Annotated in this window: 13 protein-coding genes; 7 read left to right on the top strand and 6 right to left on the bottom strand. The window is 48.5% G+C overall.

Annotated elements, in window-relative coordinates:
- Window positions 1–84 precede the first annotated feature (84 nt).
- Entirely contained in the window at window positions 85–273 is a 189-nt protein-coding gene (locus tag ACQ66Q_RS17170; RefSeq protein ID WP_430457909.1) for a hypothetical protein, read from the top strand.
- A gap of 543 nt (window positions 274–816) precedes the next feature.
- Here ACQ66Q_RS17170 and ACQ66Q_RS17165 read toward each other — a convergent pair.
- From ACQ66Q_RS17165 to ACQ66Q_RS17150, 4 genes are all read right to left on the bottom strand, one after another.
- Window positions 817–2484 (bottom strand): hypothetical protein, encoded by a 1668-nt coding sequence (locus ACQ66Q_RS17165; RefSeq protein ID WP_430457908.1) that lies wholly within the window; start codon window positions 2482–2484, stop codon window positions 817–819.
- A 248-nt stretch (window positions 2485–2732) separates the two neighbouring features.
- Window positions 2733–4301: a phosphoethanolamine transferase gene (locus ACQ66Q_RS17160; RefSeq protein ID WP_430458569.1), complete on the bottom strand. Its 1569-nt coding sequence runs from the start codon at window positions 4299–4301 to the stop codon at window positions 2733–2735.
- 79 nt (window positions 4302–4380) lie between these two features.
- Window positions 4381–5136 (bottom strand): phosphatase PAP2 family protein, encoded by a 756-nt coding sequence (locus tag ACQ66Q_RS17155; RefSeq protein WP_430457907.1) that lies wholly within the window; start codon window positions 5134–5136, stop codon window positions 4381–4383.
- Between the two features lie 98 nt (window positions 5137–5234).
- Entirely contained in the window at window positions 5235–7211 is a 1977-nt protein-coding gene (locus tag ACQ66Q_RS17150) for an LTA synthase family protein (protein ID WP_430457906.1), read from the bottom strand.
- Between the two features lie 99 nt (window positions 7212–7310).
- Here ACQ66Q_RS17150 and ACQ66Q_RS17145 point away from each other — a divergent pair, with 99 nt between their 5' ends.
- The 6 genes from ACQ66Q_RS17145 to ACQ66Q_RS17120 all read left to right on the top strand — a co-directional run bounded on the left by ACQ66Q_RS17145 (window position 7311) and on the right by ACQ66Q_RS17120 (window position 13222).
- Window positions 7311–7667 (top strand): diacylglycerol kinase, encoded by a 357-nt coding sequence (locus ACQ66Q_RS17145; protein WP_430457905.1) that lies wholly within the window; start codon window positions 7311–7313, stop codon window positions 7665–7667.
- A gap of 15 nt (window positions 7668–7682) precedes the next feature.
- Window positions 7683–8351 carry a response regulator gene (locus ACQ66Q_RS17140; protein ID WP_430457904.1) on the top strand — a complete coding sequence of 223 codons (669 nt, stop codon included), beginning with the start codon at window positions 7683–7685 and terminating at the stop codon, window positions 8349–8351.
- Entirely contained in the window at window positions 8341–9735 is a 1395-nt protein-coding gene (locus ACQ66Q_RS17135) for an ATP-binding protein (protein WP_430457903.1), read from the top strand. Before ACQ66Q_RS17140 ends, ACQ66Q_RS17135 begins: the two co-directional genes overlap by 11 nt.
- Before the next feature lie 313 nt (window positions 9736–10048).
- The gene (locus ACQ66Q_RS17130) at window positions 10049–10765 is read left to right on the top strand and encodes a glycosyltransferase (protein WP_430457902.1); all 717 of its coding nucleotides are present in this window, start codon (window positions 10049–10051) and stop codon (window positions 10763–10765) included.
- Window positions 10758–11471: a TVP38/TMEM64 family protein gene (locus ACQ66Q_RS17125; protein WP_430458568.1), complete on the top strand. Its 714-nt coding sequence runs from the start codon at window positions 10758–10760 to the stop codon at window positions 11469–11471. The genes ACQ66Q_RS17130 and ACQ66Q_RS17125 overlap by 8 nt, the downstream gene beginning before the upstream one ends.
- Complete coding sequence (locus ACQ66Q_RS17120) at window positions 11468–13222, top strand: ArnT family glycosyltransferase (protein WP_430457901.1); 1755 nt, start codon at window positions 11468–11470, stop codon at window positions 13220–13222. Before ACQ66Q_RS17125 ends, ACQ66Q_RS17120 begins: the two co-directional genes overlap by 4 nt.
- 539 nt (window positions 13223–13761) lie before the next feature.
- On the opposite strand, the gene iadA is transcribed toward ACQ66Q_RS17120, so the two are convergent.
- Both iadA and yfcC read right to left on the bottom strand, forming a co-directional pair.
- Window positions 13762–14943 carry a beta-aspartyl-peptidase gene (gene iadA / locus ACQ66Q_RS17115; protein ID WP_430457900.1) on the bottom strand — a complete coding sequence of 394 codons (1182 nt, stop codon included), beginning with the start codon at window positions 14941–14943 and terminating at the stop codon, window positions 13762–13764.
- Window positions 14944–14955: 12 nt separating this feature from the next.
- The gene (gene yfcC / locus ACQ66Q_RS17110; protein ID WP_430457899.1) at window positions 14956–16446 is read right to left on the bottom strand and encodes a putative basic amino acid antiporter YfcC; all 1491 of its coding nucleotides are present in this window, start codon (window positions 16444–16446) and stop codon (window positions 14956–14958) included.
- Window positions 16447–16798: the final 352 nt, after the last annotated feature.

The raw sequence follows: 16798 nt of genomic DNA, 5'->3' as shown, positions 1-16798 counted from the left end.
TTTCGTTCTCGCTTATTTATTGCTATGTTCTAAGTCCATGAGGAGCAATAAGTCAGGCAAAACAATTTTTGGCATTCGCAATCGATGTCTGAAAAACTGCATCATGAGCTTAATCTTGTTTTTGACCACAATTTAAATCGGATAAATGAGTGGCTTGATACACCGATACCACGGTTAAATGGTGAATGTCCTCGTAGCTGGCTTGAGGCAGACTTTAAACAAGAAGAGTTGTTTCAAGTGCTGCAAGAAATGAAGTCCGGTGATTTTACTTGATGATGCCCTGAGCTTGAAGCTGTCGTTCGTTTAGGGATGGTAAGAATTCTCGTCCAATATCTAGATTCCGCCTATGAGGAGTAAATCAAATAATGGCCATGATTCAAATCTCAATACTCATTTCGGTGGTCGGGTTTATTTTAATAGGCCTTGTCCTTTTCGCCGCTTACAAAGTGGCTGAGCACAAGGATATGAAGCGAGATTCTCAATGCTAAACGTCACACAGCTTTATCAACGAGATCAATTGCGTCTTACCAACAATTGCACTTTCAATTAACCACCAGTTGCAGCAATCATCCAGTGACTTAATCGTCTGCTATAAGCGAAAAGCGGCTGTTCAGATTAGGCGTTCTCGAAACAACAAATCTCTGCTTTGCCTTATTTGCGGTCGTTCGTTTTTTCGTGAGCCTTAACTTTTGAGACTTTCATAAAAGTTAAGGAACTGTGCCAACGCCAGCCACTCTGGAGAAATCTGAGCACGACAACATCTATTTAAGCAATTGATAACCCCACTGCTGAAAATAAGATGATCGCATTACTACTTCAGAACCGTTGCTCTACCTTCAGTTGCAGCTCGTAAGAGTTGATATCATTTCCAGCTCCAACAGGCTTGGCCAGATCAAGGTGAATGACGTTGTCATTGGCTGAGCGGGCAGAATAAAAACGCGCTCCTATGCCGACAGAACCCAACCAGGATTGCTGACTGTTTGGGCTTATTAAGTCAAAGCGATGATGTGCCATATCTGTATCAATCAGGCTAAGTGGGTTGCTCACTTTGCCTCCTGAAATCTTGCCGGCATCGGCAAACGCCACAAAGCCAACGTCGAGCAGTTGATACAGAGTTATCTGCGGATACCAGCGTAACTCCGCGGTTGCAATTGTTCTGCGCAGGCCATGCTGATATTGCACCGGATAGCCACGGATACCGCCATCGGTGCGGACCCCATCTTCACTGCCAAGCGCCAATGGGTCGTCAAGATAGTTCTGCTTGCGCTGGTCATATCTCAGGTGACTGTATATTGCCCAGCGTTGCGCCAACCGATAAACATCTTCCATTTCCAAACGGAGTTCGGTTTGATCACCACTATCTGCACCAGTTTGCAAAGATAGTCGACTACTCAGTAACGTTAGGTGATTCTGATCACCAAAACCTTTACTAGCTAGCCATTCAAAGTGATACCCAAGTTGTTTCTCTGGAGTCAGGTGGGAAGTTTGTACACCCAAACGCACCTGATGACGCCAGCCCAGATGAATATCTTCAGTGTGATTAATCAGGAATACATCCGATAGCGTTTTGTAATGATGCTCCATGTAATCGAAGCCAACCCATGGATATTGATAGATCCGGTCTTGGGGTAATGCCGCACTCTGATGCAAAGGATCTTCGATAAAACGATTACTGTCTTCGGTATAGCCAAACAATAAACGCCAGCTGGTCTGATCGCTGAATGACAGCAGCCGGCCATACACCAACTCGGTTTGTTTTTGCTCAGTACGGAACTGATTTTCCAGTACATTATTATGAAAAATCTGCTCGAGCCGATCGTCACGCATCCAGCCTAAACGCCACATCAGCTCGGTATCGTCCTTATAAAACGGATGTTCAACCTTAAGTACTTGCTTTGAGCCATCGTCGTTATCGACCCATTCAAGCCAGGCATAGCTGTGCTCCAGGCCGTTGATTTCAAACAACGACAACGGAATTTCATTCCTGAACTCATAGCCGGTTCGCAGGTAATTGGACTGATACTTTAAGCTGGTTCTGACGCCAAGGCCCAACAGGTTTTCTTCTTTAAAGCCGAAAGAGTATTTATTACTACCGCCACTTCGACCAAACCCCAGTGTTGGTAGCAAGCTCCAGGTGTCCCAGGTCTCGACCTGCACATTGCGGCTGCCATTCGCATTACATTCAGGTAGAACCTTGATGCGGCTGTCGCGCAGGTAACTTTTGTGCCGTAACAATCGCTCAGCTTCGAGCAGATCCGTTGCACTAATTTGCTCGCCGGTCGAAAACGGCAACTCCCGCTCTAGTGCCCAAGGTTTTGAATTGATGTGGATCCAGTTAGCAAAGCGGTGCAGCCAAAAAGTGTCGGGGTCGCTTTCATCAAAAATCGGGTTAACCTTGAAGTTAATTTGTCCTACCTGAAGGGTCGAAGGCCAGTCGGGGCGCGAAACGGTGGCTTCGTCTGATAGCTCTGATGGAACTGACATCCCACACAAATCCTCCAGTGTCACTTCCTGAGGAGCTGTGTCTGGTTGGGCAGTGCTCTTAACAACATTTGTCGCTACTGCAACCCTTGGGGCCTCAGCACTTAACGCAGTACCTGGCAGGCCCATCAGCAGGCACATCAGCATGACGTGCTGTGCTTGGCACTTGGAATCGCTATTGACCGTTGTGAACTGTCCGATTGTCATATCCCACCGCCATTGATTGTTTGCTGCCATGCTATCTGTGTACGCTAATCGCTGATTCTGCAACCGCTGAACATATCGAGTGATTGTTGGTAAAGGATGGTTTTTACAGAAAAAATACCGAGCAGGCTGTGGAACAGATAATCATGGCTGAGCGGTTTGTTACGGGATTGCGCTAAACAATCGGCGTTTAATTTGGTGATCGCCTGATAGCCACTACTCATCCACCAGATTAACGGAATGTGGGTTTGTTCCTCAGGTGCCATAAAATAAGGCAACCCGTGCAGATACACGCCATTTTCCCCCAGGGACTCGCCGTGATCGGACATATACAGCATGGCGGCATTGTAATCTTCCTGCTGCTGGAGCTGTGCGATGATGCTCGCCAGCAACCGGTCCGTTGCAACGATACTATTGTCGTAAGCGTTGATTATTTCAGCGCGGCCACAAAGCTGTAGCTGTTTGTCCTGGCACTCAGGGGCAAAAACTTTGTCTGACCCAGCACTTCGTTTGAAGTATTCAGGGCCATGGCTCCCCAATTGATGAATAACAATAATGCGGTCACCATCGGTCTTACTTTTAAGTGCACGGGCAAGCCCATCTAGTAAAACATCATCAAGGCACTGACCATCTTTACAGCGGGCGTCAGGCTGTTGAAACAAGAACTCTGATGGGATCCGGTCGCAGACACCTTTACAGCCTGAATTGTTATCGAACCAGCTCGCAGTAACGCCAGTCGATTGAAGGATATCCAAGACATTACTACTGGTTTTTGCTGTGGCCTCATCGTAGTTATCGTGGGTCATCACGGAAAACATACAGGGGACAGAGTGTGCGGTAGCGGTCCCGCATGAACTCACCTGACTAAAACTCATCACCGGGAGTTTACTGAGCAAAGGGTTGGTTGCACGTGGATAACCATTGAGCTGGAAATGATCGGCTCGGGCAGTTTCCCCAACCACCAATACTAATAGCTTTGGCCGGCCTGTTGACTGCTGATGCGTCGCATCACTGGCAAGCACATGAAATTCATGCGGAACTTGCGCTTTGACTGATTTCGCCGCCAGAGAGATACCGGCAATGATCGGGCTGACAGGCAAAGCTAAATGTTTTACCGCTCTGAAATTTCGAAAAAAGGAAGCAAGCTCGGCATATTGTGTTGCGCCTACGGCAGTCAGCGTGACAATGAATAGCGTGCAAGCAACCAACAGGTGCTGCCAATACATCCTGCGCGATAAACGTTGCACACGCACCACACTGACCAACAGTAAAGGAAAAAGCATCCACTGCAACAAGTGAAGCACAAGTCCGCCGCTAAGCAGTCCGCGGGCTTCCGCTGGGTCGGTTTCAATGGCGTTTTGCAGCATATCTTTGTCAATAAGCACACCAAAAGCCTGATTAAAATACAGGCTCAGGCTGCCAGCTAAAAATAGCAACAACACAACCGGCTTCAGCATACGTCCGTGGGCAATCAACAGCAGTAGCATCAGATTGAGCAGAAACACCAGAAAAATCAGCGTCAACTGCAAACCAGCCTGACCAGGAATATGTGCCTGCAGTGCAGTATAAAAGGGACCATTGAGCATCAAAGTCATGCTTGCAGCCGCGACCAGCATCAACAGGAACGGATGCCAGCTCTGTGCCGGGCGTTGGATATCCGGCACGACCAGGCTGGCATAATAGCGACTGAAATATTTAAACATAATGCTGTTCCCGAGAGGTTTCAGACACTTCAGCCATGCGATTTGGATAAGTCAGATATACAAGACTACTAACAACCCAGCAGAGCCAAAGCGTGGTCAGATCGTGTGAGAAAAAATGTGCGCCACGCAGTTGCTGCGTAACGCCAAGTAATAAACCGAGCAGTAAACCGGTAGTGAGGCCTATGCGGGCCTTTCTTGCGCACACCGGTAAAAAGTAAAAGTACAAAGCAACCCAGGCATAACCAACACTGGCGTGACCGGCCGGAAAACATTGAGTTGGATGCATGGCGACGGGTCTGTCAGCAAACACGCCAATAAATGGCATATCGCCGCCAAATTGTTGCAAGTCCCACGGGCATTCAGCCGGTAGGACACGTTTAAGCAGGGCGACGACAGAAAAGCTCAGTAGCAAACTGACAACCAGTTTGGTCAAGGCAATGGTGCGTTCAGAGCTGGTCTTACTGGACAACTGCTGATAAAGCCAAAAACCCAGCAAATTAGCGAGGATGATATTATTGAGCAGTCGGCTGCCGCTGTGTAACACTTCACTGAAAAGCCAGTGGTTTGTTAATCGCCATTGACCGCCTTCGAGTTCGAAAATGGCAGAAGCCAACACAAAATCGAGCTTAGCCCCATAAAAAATGCCAAACCCAACGGCAAATAGTGCGGTCGGCATCCCAATATGGTTTAACAAGTCCCGGAATTGAATGTGCTGCATGCCCTGACAAGGTGTGGTGTTCAGATACATGCAGCCTAAAGAGTGATACTTAAGATTGACTTAAGTTGAACATTTTTTTGACAGCCGTCTGTCGCAAACCAATTAGTATCCAGAGCTCAATCATGTGCTCACAGGCATTTGGCACTGCTGCTGTATTTACGCTCCCGATAGAGGTAGGACGGCAGCTGTACATGGGCTAGAGCCTTTTGCTGTTTCAACTCGTCAGCCGCGCCGGATCTTAAGTTTAGCTGCCGCGTTGTCTTATCGTAATGACCAATCAGCGCCGTGTCATTTGGCCGCAAAATGGTCAAATCTTCATCTGTCATCAGGGCAAACAAATTATCGAACTGGATCAGTGCACGTCCTGGGCTTGCTGGATCCGCAATAAAGTCCCTGCCATCCATCGGATGACAGGCTGAAACACCTGCAAGGCTCAGCAAAGTGGGCGCCAAATCGATTTGACTTGCCAGAGGCTCTATCACGCCAGCATTGATTTGCCCTCCGAGGATAAGCCCAGGAATATGGAATTTCTCCACAGGGATCAAATTACTGCCATAGACTCGGTTGTCATGGTCTGCAACGACCAAAAATATCGTGTCCTGCCAATAAGCGCTCGCTTTTGCTTTATCAAAAAATTGCCCCATCGCCCAGTCTGCGTATTTGACTGCATTGTTTGCCGTTGACTTAGGTTCCTCGTGCAATTCAATCCGTCCGTCAGGAAACTCAAAAGGTTCATGGTTGGTTGAGGTAAAGATCAGACTGAAAAATGGCTGGCCTTTGGCATGCATCTGTATTAACTGCTGGTGTGCGGTATTAAATAAATCCTCATCACTGGCTCCCCAGCTTCCAACAAACTGCGGTGCTTTGATGCGTGGCAAATCGACGACATCGCTAAAACCATTACCGGTGAAGAAACTGCGCATATTGTCAAAATGGGCTTCCCCGCCATACACAAACTGCGTCTGATAACCTTGTTGCTGTAAGATCGATGCCAGCGTGGTAAAGCCATTCTGACTATTGGATAGTTTCACCACACTCTGTGCCGGCGTTGGCATAAAACCCGCGACCACCGCCTCAATGCCTCTGACTGAACGAGTCCCGGTGGCGTATAAATTTTTAAACCACACCCCTTCGCTTTTCAGTCTCTCAAGATGCGGAGTGACTGGCACACCGCCAAGTGACTCCACAAAAGTCGCCCCTAAGCTTTCTTGCAGCACAATAACTATATTCAGAGGTTTTTGCCGGCTGACTTGCGCTTGCTGCCTGTGTAATGTCGGATGATCCGGATTGCTGTACTGGTAGGCTTTCAGCCATGGCCAGTCGCGTGTATGTGCAACCATCGCATCTTCTGACAGTTTACCGTAGACCTCAGTGCTTCTGGCTTCATGCTTGAGGCTGTAGATGGCGTACAAGACCGAATAGCCAGAGTTGATCACCAGTGAATTAACCATGGCATCCGCGGTGATGGCAAACATGGCCGGATTGGCAGGACGATGTTGGGTGGTCGAGCGGATCCCGGCAAAAACGATAAAGACTGCCAGAGGCCAGATTAATGTATGCAGCTTGACCGGCCATAGCTGTAGATCCGCATCAGCAACCCGCAGCAAGCGCCTAAACAGTAGTGCAAGACCTACTGTAAATGCTATTCCAAGTACTAAGGGTAATCTAAAGCCGTGCCATAAGGTCGAAAACACTTCTTTGGGGTATTTCAGGTACTCAACATAAAGCCGATTTGGCCGGATATCGTATTGAAGCAAAAAAGACGGTGTTGAAAGTTCAAGAAAGACAATGGCGATCAACGCCACAAGACTCCAGCCATAGGTAAAACGGAACCAACCACGTTTAAAAGGTGTCCATGCGAAGAATAAGGACAACAACACAGGAATTGCGGCTAATAAGCACATTAAAATGAAGTCGGCTCGAATCCCTTGCACCATGATCAGCCCGAATGACTGCGTCGGTTCTACACGTTCATATTGCCAGAGCACCAGAGCCAGCCGACTCAGACTTAGCGTGAGTAGACCAATCCAGATCATTCTGACCAGATGTACATAAGGCCCCCAAACCGAAGCCTCCGCAAGCTTCCTGAAAACACTGTGCTGCATGCAATGAGTCCTGTTTTAAAACTAATTACAGCCTAAACAGATAAACTTAAGATTGGCTTAAGATTAGCCACTTATGATGGTTCACAGTAAGGAGGACATATGAAGAATCATCATCAGGGCTGGCGCAGACTCATCAGTGCAGCAAATTATTCAAAACAGGGATATATCAGCAGTTGGCATTCGGAGGCTGCGATCAGACAAGAACTGATGGCATTACTGGTGTTGCTGCCATTTGCTTTTTGGGTTGATGTCAGCGCGGTTGAAAGAGCACTGTTAGTGTTAAGCCTATTGCTAGTATTGGTCGTTGAGCTCCTGAACACAGGGCTAGAAGCTATTGTTGACCGAATTGGCTCTGAGTATCACGAGCTTAGTGGCAAGGCAAAAGATATAGGCTCCGCAGCAGTTTTAACCATGCTTGTCACAGCGATCTTGGTCTGGAGCATTATCCTGTTCTAAATTGGAGTCAGCTTTATGCGTATTTTATTGGTCGAAGATGATCATTTGCTAGCGCAAGGACTGATCGTTGCACTTGAGCGATTGCACTATCGCGTAGAGCATTGCATTTCAGGTAAACAGGCTTTGCAGGCCGCTCAAAGCAGCACATTTGATGTCATGATCCTCGATCTTGGCTTGCCTGATGGGGTCGCACTGCCAGTGATTCGAACACTCAGAGCCTCACAACAATCGCTACCGGTGCTGGTATTAACAGCGTGGGACCATCTGGATACCAAAATCGAAGCGCTGGATGCCGGGGCTGATGACTATGTACTAAAGCCGTGTGATGTCAGAGAGATTGAAGCGCGCCTGCGAGTTATTCTGAGACGACATCAGCAACGAAATCAGGACATTCTGGTGAGTCATGAACTTTTGTTAGACATCCAACGACATACCTGCACCTTTAACGATAAGCTGGTCCACCTGACCAGTCGCGAGTTTTTGTTACTCAAAGAATTGATGTTACATCAGGGGAAAATCGTCTCCAAGCAGCATTTGGAGGAAATCAACACAGGTTGGAATGGTGATAATGAGGGTAACTCGTTGGAAGTCCATATTCATAATATTCGAAAGAAAACCGCTGCTTATGTGATTAAAACTATTCGCGGTTTTGGTTACACACTGAAGAATCACGATGAAAATTAAAAGTCTGCGGCGCATGCTGCTTCTAAGCATTAACGGCGTGATTTTGCTGTTGATGAGCGTGACCGGCGTCAGTACCTTTTATAGTACTCATCACGAATTGGATGAGTTATTTGACGCCCAACTTGCTCAGTACGGCCGGCTGGTGCGACACCTTTTAGTTGAGAGTTCATCGGTAAAACCTGCTTTAGATAATGTGATTGAAGTACCGCGGATCATTGAAGATGGAATAGAACGCACATCCGCCCAAGAGCGCCATCCGGAAGGGCACAAATATGAGAGTAAAATTGCTGTCCAGGTCTGGAGTCAGGACGGGCAGCTACTGCTGCGCTCGGCCAATGCTGGCACACATCCACTTCAACCGATGGACGCTGGTTACCATGTGGTGAATTTTGATGGTTATGAGTGGGTTGGATTTAGCTTATTTGCTGAAGACTTAAAGGTCTGGATATTTACAGCACAACGTGAGGATGTTCGTGGTGAACTCAGTTTTCATCTGACAATTGATCAGTTGTTACCACTTAGTTTTGCTGTAATACCTATTTTTATACTGGTATGGCTGACAGTCTATTTGGGAACAAGACCAATCAACGAATTATCCGAAAGACTTGCCGGCAGCGATCCTGCTGACTTAAAGCCTTTAAAAATGGAATTACCCAGAGAGCTGCAGCCTATTCAGCATGCGGTGAATACTTTGCTGGATGAACTCAAATCTTACATAGCCCAAGAAAAACGGTTTATCGCCGATGCATCCCATGAACTTCGAACGCCCCTGACCATTCTTCAACTACACACGGATAACTTAGCCAAAGCGCGGTCTGATGATGAAATCAAGCTGGCCAATGAAGCGATTCAAAAAAGCACAAAACGGCTGTCTCATCTGGTGTTGCAATTGATGGAAATGCAGAAGCTGGAGCATCTCAGTCATCTTGAGAAAAAACAGATATCTTTGCTCGGGCTGATTTCCGATGCGATGGGTCAGATTGAAAGCAAACATTTGGATAATGTCAGCTGGGATATCCGGGTCAGTGCTGAGCCGACAATATATGTAGAACCTGCGTTGTTCCAATGCGTGCTGCGCAATTTGCTTGATAATGCAGCTAAATATGCCAGCCCAAACAGTGTTGTGGTGGTGGAGTATTTTTCAACGCTCACTCACTGCAAACTGACTATCACCAATCAATTATCTGAGGGTTCAAAGCCTGAACTTGACCGGCTGGGTGAACGATTTTTCCGCGCCACAGTTCATCAGGACATCGCCGGCTCTGGTCTTGGGCTATCCATTGTTCGAAAAATCACAGAGCTTCACCAGAAGAATTTAACATGGAAAATCAGTGATGATGGCTCCTTCGTTGTCGAAGTGGTTAGTCAAGGAAATACTGTGTAGCGGACAAGACGCGTACTTACAATATGTGCCAACTAGACTTACAGTTGGCTATTTCACGCGTCACTAATTTACAGAAAAAACTCCTATTACCTCCTGTTAAAAAGTCGAGATTATCGCCGCACACTCCAAAACATGAAATTAAATTGGCTCATCAAATTGTGGCGCAAACGACGTGACAACTAATGACGCCAATCCAATCTAGACGCTCCTAGCTAGCTACTCCTCAGCATACGACCAATCCGTCACACGCTCGTCATGTGAATTGGTTTAACTGCTGTTTGAGCAATGAGTCCCTAGATCTGATGGAGCTCTGATGGACATATCCGTGGTAATTCCAGCCAAAAACGAGCAGGACAATATCCGACATCTGATCGAGGAGATTGTTACCGTTTTAACCGGTAAGGTTGAATTTGAAATTCTTTGTGTTGACGATGGTAGCACTGACCTCACCTACTCATGCTTAGCTGAAGGACTATTTCCGCAAGTCCGTCTGATCCGTCATCAAAAATCAGCAGGTCAAAGTACCGCGATTTGGAACGGGGTACAGCATGCCCTAGGTCGTTGGATCGTTACGATGGACGCCGATGGCCAGAATGACCCGGCAGATATTCCTGCGATGATGCAACAAGCTAAAGGCCTAAGCTCGAATACGCATTTTTGTATTGCCGGCTATCGCAAAAACCGCAAAGACACCGCTTGGAAACGTTGGCAGTCAAAAATTGCCAATGCGGTACGCAGCCGGCTATTAAAAGATGAAACACCAGATACTGGTTGTGGTTTGAAACTGTTACCCCGCGCTACTTTTGTTTTATTACCTTATTTCGATCATATGCATCGCTACATACCTGCTCTGGTAAGACGGTTGGGCGGCCAAATTGTTATTGTTGAAGTTAACCATCGAGAGCGGAAGTTTGGCACTTCAAATTACAACATGTGGGATCGGTTGGGAGTTGGACTAGTCGATATGCTGGGCGTGATGTGGTTGCAACGCCGAAGCAAGCAGGTGCAATTGCATCGTGCTGATGAATAACAAAAGCCGCGAGGAACTGCTAAAAATATTTGGCCGACTGGTAATGTTGGCTGTTATCTGTTTTCTTGTCAGTCTCGCAGCCCACCAAGCCCCAGACTCATCTCACTTCAATCAGCAATGGATTGATGACCAGGCTCAACATAACGGCTGGCAAGGCATGCTGAATTACTTGCTGGTCGCTACTTTGCTCATCAGTATGGGCCTGCCAAGACAATTAGCAGCCTTTCTCGCTGGTTATGCTTTTGGTTTTTTGCAGGGGTTACTCTTATCGATGCTGGCTGTTAGCTTCAGCTGTCTGTTAACTGTCTTGTTGGTCAGGATTTTTGCACGTCCCTTTGCTCGGCATTTCTTTGCCAAACGGGTCAGTCAACTTGATGCTTTTATGCACGAGTACCCACTCAAAAAAGCCATGGTGCTCCGGTTACTGCCTGTAGGCAACAACATGCTGACCAATGTATTGGCAGGAATGAGTTCGGTGGCAGTTTTACCTTTTTTGTTGGGCTCTGTGATTGGATACATTCCACAAATGCTGGTGTTTTCCCTGATGGGTAAAGGTGTGCTGCTGCAATCAGGTTGGAAAATTGGACTCAGTTTTGCATTGTTCGCTTTTTCCAGCTTGTTAAGTTGGTATCTATATCAGCAGTACCGTCTCAGCAAACAATCACCTCCCACGATTGTCTCCCTATCAGCCGGGGAGCAGAGATGATGAAGACAGCAATGATTGAGCGTCTCATCATTTGGTACCAGCAAAAAACTATTCAGCAGCAGATATGGCTGTTTGGGGCCTTTGCCGTTTTATTGATTGTAACCGGTATTGGCCTTCGCGACCCTTGGCCGGCAGATGAACCTCGATTTGCACTGATTGCTAAAGAAATGGTCGACAGCGGCCAATGGTTTTTCCCCAGTCGTGCAGGCGAATACTATCCGGATAAACCGCCTGTTTTTATGTGGGCTATTGCCCTGTTTTATCAGTTGACCGACTCACTGAACCTGGCATTTTTGCTCCCTTCAGCATTGGGAGCATTGCTCACTTTATTTTTGATCGTTGATTTAGGTTCCAGATTATGGAGCCCTCAAATTGGCCTCACTGCTGGCTGGTTGCTACTGTTTAGTTTGCAGTTCACCTTACAAGCTAAAACCGCTCAAATTGACGCCATGGTGTGCGCTTTCATTACCATTGGTTGTTACGGCTTGCTGCGTTTTATGCTCTATGACGGCTTGTGGCGCTGGTATTACATGGCCTGGGTCGCTATGGGGCTCGGAGTAATCACCAAAGGAGTTGGTTTTTTGCCCGCGCTGATGCTGTTACCTTACATCTGGTATCGCCTCGCCGGGCAGGGAGCTCCTATTGTTCGATCTGCATCGGGGAATAGTTTACGTTGGCTACTGGGCCCCATCATGATGCTGCTCACTATCGGCTGCTGGTTTTTCCCGTTGCTCATTCAGGTCACGCAAAGCCAAGACCCAATGTTACTGCAATACCGAGACAATATCTTATGGAAACAAACAGTCACCCGATATGCCGACTCATGGCATCACATCAAACCGTTTGGGTACTACTTGGTCGAGGTGATTCCGGTATTTTGGCTGCCGCTTAGTCTGGCGATACCCTGGTTGGCGCCGCACTGGTGGCAAGCATTGAAACAGTATGATGGTCGAGTTTTGTTGCCACTATTCTGGATTATTCTGGTATTAATTTTTTTTGCCGTCAGTCCAGGGAAACGTGGCGTATATATTCTACCTGCCTTGCCAATGTTGGCGTTGATTGCTGCACCATATGCAGAGCGGCTATTGCAGCACAAGGGGCTCAATCGTGGGCTGTGGGGTCTGGTAGCTGTCTTGTCTGCTCTATTCGGCTTGCTTGGCTTAGCCGGTGTTCTTGGCCTGAAAGCTGCGACCAAATTGGCTGATAGATTTGATGTAACTCCTTGGTTTTTTCTTTTAACGCTGGGAGTTGCGGGAGTCTTGATACTTGCAATTGCTAAGCGCGCCACACGCTGGCTGAGCTGGCCCTTATTTATCAGCCTCTTCTGGTTGCTATACAGCACTTGGGGCTACCAGATGCTTGAGAGCGTAAAAACACCTAAACATGTCTACAAGGCGATACAAAACCAGCTGCCTGCAGATACAGAGCTTGTACTGGTGGATTTTGCCGAACAATTTGTATTGTTTTCGCCTTATCCAGTGACTCATTTTGGTTTTCATAGCCCTATTAAAACGCAAATTGCTGCTGCATATCGTTGGCAGACTAATCATCCGAAGGCGGTTGTTCTTATTGATATGCAATTGCTGGATGGGCACTGTTACGACCCGGCGAAAGCAGTGCATGTAGGTTTTGCGCATCGGGTAGATTGGGTGTTATTGATGGATCACGCACGCTTACCTGAATGCCAAGCAGATGGCCCGGCAATACGTGACTTTCATTATTCACCCGTGAACATCGGTGCCCAAAAATGACAAATACGATTGAGCAAACCGTACAACCAACTCTCAAAATTTTCGAAGCTTGAATTTCACTTTTTACTCTGGATTGTCCGCTTTCAGTGAAAAGCGCCGATTTAATCAAATTTCAATGAATTTCCGCTTTTGGCACAAAGCTGCTCTTGGGATAGAGCTGAGGTGGCTGTAACTAGTGGCAAGAAACGACTTCAATTGAGTGGTTATCTAAATACCATATAGCAAGTGTCGATAATTTTAGGGAAAGTCCAAGTGGAGATTGCGCGACAGCCACTATGCGATTTTAAATGTACCTTCTGACTTGTGAAAATTTTCTGGAAACTGCTACTATCATTATTCAAAAACTAGGAAAAATAGCTCAAAACTTCGATTTTTCTGGAAAAGGCCGTGAAGGGTTATCCAGCATACTTTTCCAGATTTATTTCAGATTCAACCTGTGTTGGTAAGACTACACGATGCGCTGAGGGCTCGGCGGGTCTGTAACGACCCGCTTTCACCTTTGCGTCACACCTAACAGTGCACCACAGATCCGGCACTCACTAACGCTCAAAAGTGCCCCTGACCAGCGCCTCACCAGCCTGCACCAGCATCCGGCCTTTGGCGATCACTGAGTCGATTTGCAGATCGTCGCGGCGTAACAGCACCAAATCCGCGTCCAGTCCCGGTGCTAACCGGCCTTTTTGCTGCAATCCAAGCACTGCAGCCGGCGCTGCCGTCACGCTGGTCAGCGCCTGCGCCAGTGGCACATGATGGCGCTGCACCGCATCGCGCATACTCTGGAACAAACTGCGGACTTGCCCGACTTGTAAGCCCTGCAGTTCACCATCGTCGTTATAAAGCGGCAAGCTGGCATTACCGTCTGAACTTAAAGTCAGTTGCAACGGCGCGATGCCCAGATACAGCGCTTCGGCCAGTGCCGCCGCGGCCGCGACTTCACCATGCTGCAAATCGAAGTCGGTAGTACTGGTGGTAAAATCAATCACGCCGCCTTTTTTGGCAAACTCAACCCCGGCTTCAAACACCCGGCGATTGCGGTTCATATGGGTTGGGTAGAACTGTTTGAGCCGCAGTTCAGTGCCGCTGACCGCCTGATACAGCGGCTGTAAAATACGTTCACCAGCACCGACGTGCACACTGACCACCCCACTTTTACCGGATAAAATCCCACCAACCCGCGCCGCAGCTGCGACTTTACGGATCTCTTCAGTGGTGGGTTGCGATGAGCGATGGTCGCTGATGGCAATTTCACCAACACCGATAAACTTGTCGATCAAAATCAAGTCGTCGGTGATGCTGCCGGTCAGCGTGCGGCACGGGATCTCATAAGAACCGGTGTGGCAATAAGTGCTGATACCTTCAGTCTCAAGCGCATGGGCTTTGGCGAGCAGGTTAGTCAGGGTGCGCGTCGTTGCATCCGTTCCGAGCACACCAATAGCGGTGGTGACGCCGCCAAGCGTCGCGTCGGTCAGCTGCATTTCCGGCGTCCGCGTGGCAAAACCACCCTCACCGCCACCACCGATAAAATGCACCAACGAATCAACAAAACCCGGCGTCAGGTAATAATCAGCGCAGTCGATGACCGTCACCGGTAAGTTGCTGCCCGCCAGATTAAAATCGCTGCCAATGGCTACAATCCGGTTGCCGGCCACCACCAGATCCTGCCGGCCTAAAGGACCTGGAGCCATTAATTCAGCATTTTTAAACAGAAGAATTGAGTTCACAGAAAATTCCTTTTACTGGTATTGAATGGCCACGGCGAGCAGCATAAACAGACTGGCAAGACCAAACAGATACAGCTGCAGGCGCCAGACAAACCGCAGCCAGATAGTCCAGTCGAGCCTTACGGCACCGAGGCAACCAATCAACGCAGCAGAAGTGGGAATGATGCAGTTAGTCAGGCCATCGCCAAGCTGAAACGCCAGCACGGCAGTCTGACGCGACAGGCCAATCAAATCAGATAACGGCGCAATCAACGGCATCGTCAACGCCGCCTGGCCGGAACCGGACGAGACAAAGAAGTTAATCACTGACTGTACGATCAGCATCAGCCAGGCCGACAGATACGTCGGTAAATCCTGCAGCGATTGCGCTGAGTAATACAACAAAGTATTCAGCACCGACGGCGTTTCTGGGTCGCCACCGCCGAGCAGCAACAACATGCCTTTGGCCATACCAACAATCATGGCGGCAGGTAACAACTCAGCGGCGCCTTGCTTAAAACCGTCGGCGACATCGTTCACCCGCATCCGCCGGCCAATCACGGCGATCGCGCCAATCACAATACCAATGGTAAAAAACTGGCTGGCAATTTCAGGGATGTAATATTCACGAGTGGTCACCCCCCAGATTATCCAGCCAAGACCGGCAAAAAAGGCCAGTAAGATCACCGAATCCAGTGTTTGGTATTCGGTGACAACCTGACTGTTTTGTTGATCGCGTTGACGTAAATCAGATTCATAGCTCAGCGACAGCGTTGGATTGGCTTTGATACGGGCGGCGTAGCGCATAGTAAAAACCAGCCCAAACAGCGTGAACACTGCCCACATCCCCATCCGCAATTCCTGACCGGAAAACAGCGGGATCTCGGCAATGCCCTGCGCGATCGCCACGTTAAACGGGTTCATCCACGAGGTGGCAAAGCCGATTTGCGTCGCGACATAAGTCACCAGCACCGTCGTGATCGCGTCATACCCCAGCGCCAACATCAGCGGCAGCAAGATGATGCAAAAGGCGATGGCTTCTTCGCCCATGCCAAACACGGCGCCACCGAGCGAAAACAGCAAAAACAAAATCGGGATAAATAAAAACTGCAAATCGCGGGTGCGCGCAATCAACGCCAGAATGCCGTTATGGATAGCGCCGGTTTTCATCAGAATGCCAAAAGCACCACCGGTCAGCAGGATAAACATCACCACGCCAACCGCCGAGCCCCACTTGTTGCCGGACACCAGGCCTTCGAAGGCGTAGTTAAAAAAACCGATACCGCCACCTTCGGCAAACAGCGGCACACCGCTCTGACTGGTCTCGGCAAAACTGAAACTGTTCGGGTCCAGCTTGCCTTTCAGTTTGGCCGCTCCTTCCGCGACGGGCGCCGGCTCCAGTAACTGGAAAGAGCCGGCCGGCACCAGATGCGACGCAATCGCCGCCAGCACCATGATAAAAAACAGGATCACCATGGCGTCCGGCATGGACGATGATGGAGTCGTTTTATGGTCAACAGACATGACATAACCTGTGAAAAACGGCCGGTAACAACGAGGCGGCCGGTGAACTTTGAGATCAACACACAGCGTGTTTTAACCCGGATGTTTCAGGTCGCAAACTGCATGTGATGGATTTGGGGCGGCATAACAAGCGCCAGCCAGACACTGGATGTCTGGCTGTGTTCTACTCGTTAAACCACTCCGACAGGTAGTAGGACGAGTAGTAATATGAGCTCAGGGAAAAGGCATTTTTCAGCATATCGCTACCATTGGAAATGTTCAGATGCCGGGCCTGACGGCCGGCAGTCCTTTTCACAATTACTGATTTGACGCCCGGAAGTCAAGCAGCACCAACCAAAAAAAACTGCTGGAT

It is taken from the genome of Rheinheimera sp. (assembly GCF_965283995.1).
Lineage (GTDB): Bacteria > Pseudomonadota > Gammaproteobacteria > Enterobacterales > Alteromonadaceae > Pararheinheimera.
Note: the sequence above shows the minus strand (reverse complement) of the source record. Positions and strands in the feature narration are given on the sequence as shown.